The following is a 2,446-nucleotide window of genomic DNA, read 5'->3' as shown; positions in this document are numbered from 1 at the left end:
GCCCATATCACCTGGTTTTTCAACCACTATGTGCGAAGCCCCGCCGACCGCGAGGACTGGCGCTTCGCACCGCTGAACGCGGCAGATGTGGACGGCGAGGCATCTGCCTGCCTGGGCCTTGCGGAATGCGACCCCCTGGTCGATGAAGGGGTGATGTACGCCGACAAATTGCGCGCGGCCGGTGTGGCGGTCGACCTGGAGATCTACCGTGGTGTCACGCACGAGTTCATCAAGATGGGACGCATCGTCCCTGAAGCGCGGCAAGCCCATGCGGACGCGGCACGCGCGCTGCGCCAGGCATTCAACCTTCCGGATCAATAAGCCATGAAACGACAGGAATTCCGTTTTTTCCATCCCTTGCGGGTTCGCTGGGCCGAGGTGGACATGCAGAAAATCGTGTTCAACGCGCATTACCTGATGTATTTCGACACGGCCATCACGGACTATTGGCGGGCGCTGGCGCTGCCGTACGAAGAGGCGATGCATAAACTGGGCGGCGATCTGTATGTCAAAAAATCCACGCTGGAATACCACGGCTCAGCACGCTTCGATGACCGGATCGATGTGGCGCTCAAGTGCACACGTATCGGCACCTCGTCGATGACGTTTACGGGCGCTGTGTTCCGGGCCGACGAATTGCTCATCACTTGCGAACTCATCTACGTGTTTGCCGATCCGCTGACGCAGACCTCCCGGCCCGTGCCCGACGCACTGCGCAATCTGCTGGCCGGCTTTGAAGCCGGTGAGGCCATGGTGGATATCCGGACGGGCGACTGGGCCACCCTGGGCAGCGACGCGGCCGGGCTCCGCACGGCCGTATTCGTGCAGGAGCAGGGCATTCCGATGGAGATGGCAAGTGACGAAGCAGACAGCTCGGCCGTGCACGCCGTTGCCTACAACAGGCTGGGGCAGGGCATCGCGACGGGGCGGCTGGTGCGCCACGCCGACGGCATCGCAAAGATCGGCCGTATGGCGGTGCACCGGGTGCTGCGCGGAGGCCACCTCGGCCAGGCTCTTTTGGATGCACTGGCTGCTACGGCCCGTGATCGCGGAGACCGGGCGGTCATGCTGCATGCGCAGCGCAGTGCCGAAGGCTTTTACCGGCGCCTGGGCTTTGAGGCAAGAGGCGAGCCTTTCGAAGAAGCCGGTATAGCCCACATTGAGATGGTCAGGGCGCCCTGAGACTGCGACGGCGCACGCTCTTGACTGTGGTCAGGCCGCAAAGGCGACAATCATGGCTTCGCCGGCAAGGTGCCGCGCGTCCAGCCGGTTTCCAAGACTGAGAAAGCTGATCGATTTTCATGGCCAAGAAAAAGAACCGCCCCGACAGGCAGGGGCATTCCACCGCCGCCGATGCGGCAGCCGGGCAGTCCGCCGATTCGTTCGGTCCAGGCTCCACGGAAGCTTTGCCTGCTGAAGTGTCCACGGGTGGCTGGCTCACCGTGCTTTTCGCTTTCATGATGTTTTTGACGCCGGCCATTGGCGTGCCCCATGAAGAAATGCTGCAGGACACACTGAAGTCCGTCGTGGTGGCGTTCTCGGCGATCGTCGCAGGCCTGATTTTCTTCTGGCAGCAACGCCACCGGAGGGAGCCCCTGCGCTGGCATGCGCTCATGTGGCTGCCACTGGCCCTGATGTTTTACGCCATGGCAAGCATGCTGTGGTCGCATGCCTATCTCGGTGGCGTGGAAGCGATCAGGTGGTTTGTCTTCAGCCTGCTGCTGTGGCTGGGGCTCAATATCCTGTCAAGAGACCGGTTGTCCAACCTGGCTTTGGGGATTCATGCGGGAGCCCTTATTGCTTCGCTTTGGACGGCACTTCAGTTCTGGTTCGACTTCAGTTATTTTCCGCAGGGTCCCAACCCGGCATCCACTTTTGTCAATCGCAACTTTTTTGCGGAGTTGGTGGTATGCACCATTCCTTTTTCCTTTTACCTGTTGATGCGGGCACGGGACTCGCTGCAAATATCCCTGCTGTGCCTGACCAACGGTTTTGTCATCGTGGCGCTGATGATGACGGGAACGCGCGGCGCCCTGATAGCGCTATGGCTGCTGCTCATCTTCCTGTTGCCTCTTGTCGCCGTGCTCTACCGGCGGCAACTGGCGATTTCAGGGTGGAACCTTCGCCAGAAGTGGCTGGCATGCGGGCTTCTCGCGGCTACCGTCCTTGCTTTGGGTTCGGTGCCCACCGGAAATCCCAAACTGGTGGTAGAAGCCCGGGGTCACACGGCTTTCGAGCGGGCCTTGAAGCGGACGGCAACGATTTCCGCCGATGACAATTCATTGGGCGTGCGCTTGGTGATGTGGAAGGCGACGTCCCGGATCATCCAGGCCCATCCGCTCAAAGGCATTGGTGCCGGCGCCTGGGAAGTGGACATCCCGCTGTACCAGGTTGACGGCACGCAACTCGAAACCGACTACTACGTTCACAACGAGTTCCTTCAACT

General features: G+C 60.9%; 3 protein-coding genes. All 3 read left to right on the top strand.

What is annotated here, in order from left to right:
* Window positions 1-321, top strand: a 321-nt coding sequence (locus tag AC1D0Z_RS19685) for an alpha/beta hydrolase fold domain-containing protein (protein ID WP_477659865.1), incomplete at its 5' end; no start/stop codon positions are given.
* A 3-nt stretch (window positions 322-324) separates the two neighbouring features.
* On the top strand, window positions 325-1,182 hold the full coding sequence (locus AC1D0Z_RS19680; RefSeq protein WP_477659864.1) for a YbgC/FadM family acyl-CoA thioesterase: 858 nt from the start codon (window positions 325-327) through the stop codon (window positions 1,180-1,182).
* Window positions 1,183-1,301: 119 nt separating this feature from the next.
* Window positions 1,302-2,446, top strand: a 1,145-nt coding sequence (locus AC1D0Z_RS19675; protein WP_477659863.1) for an O-antigen ligase family protein, incomplete at its 3' end; no start/stop codon positions are given.

Source organism: Polaromonas sp. P1_E3 (assembly GCF_056405935.1).
Note: the sequence above shows the minus strand (reverse complement) of the source record. Positions and strands in the feature narration are given on the sequence as shown.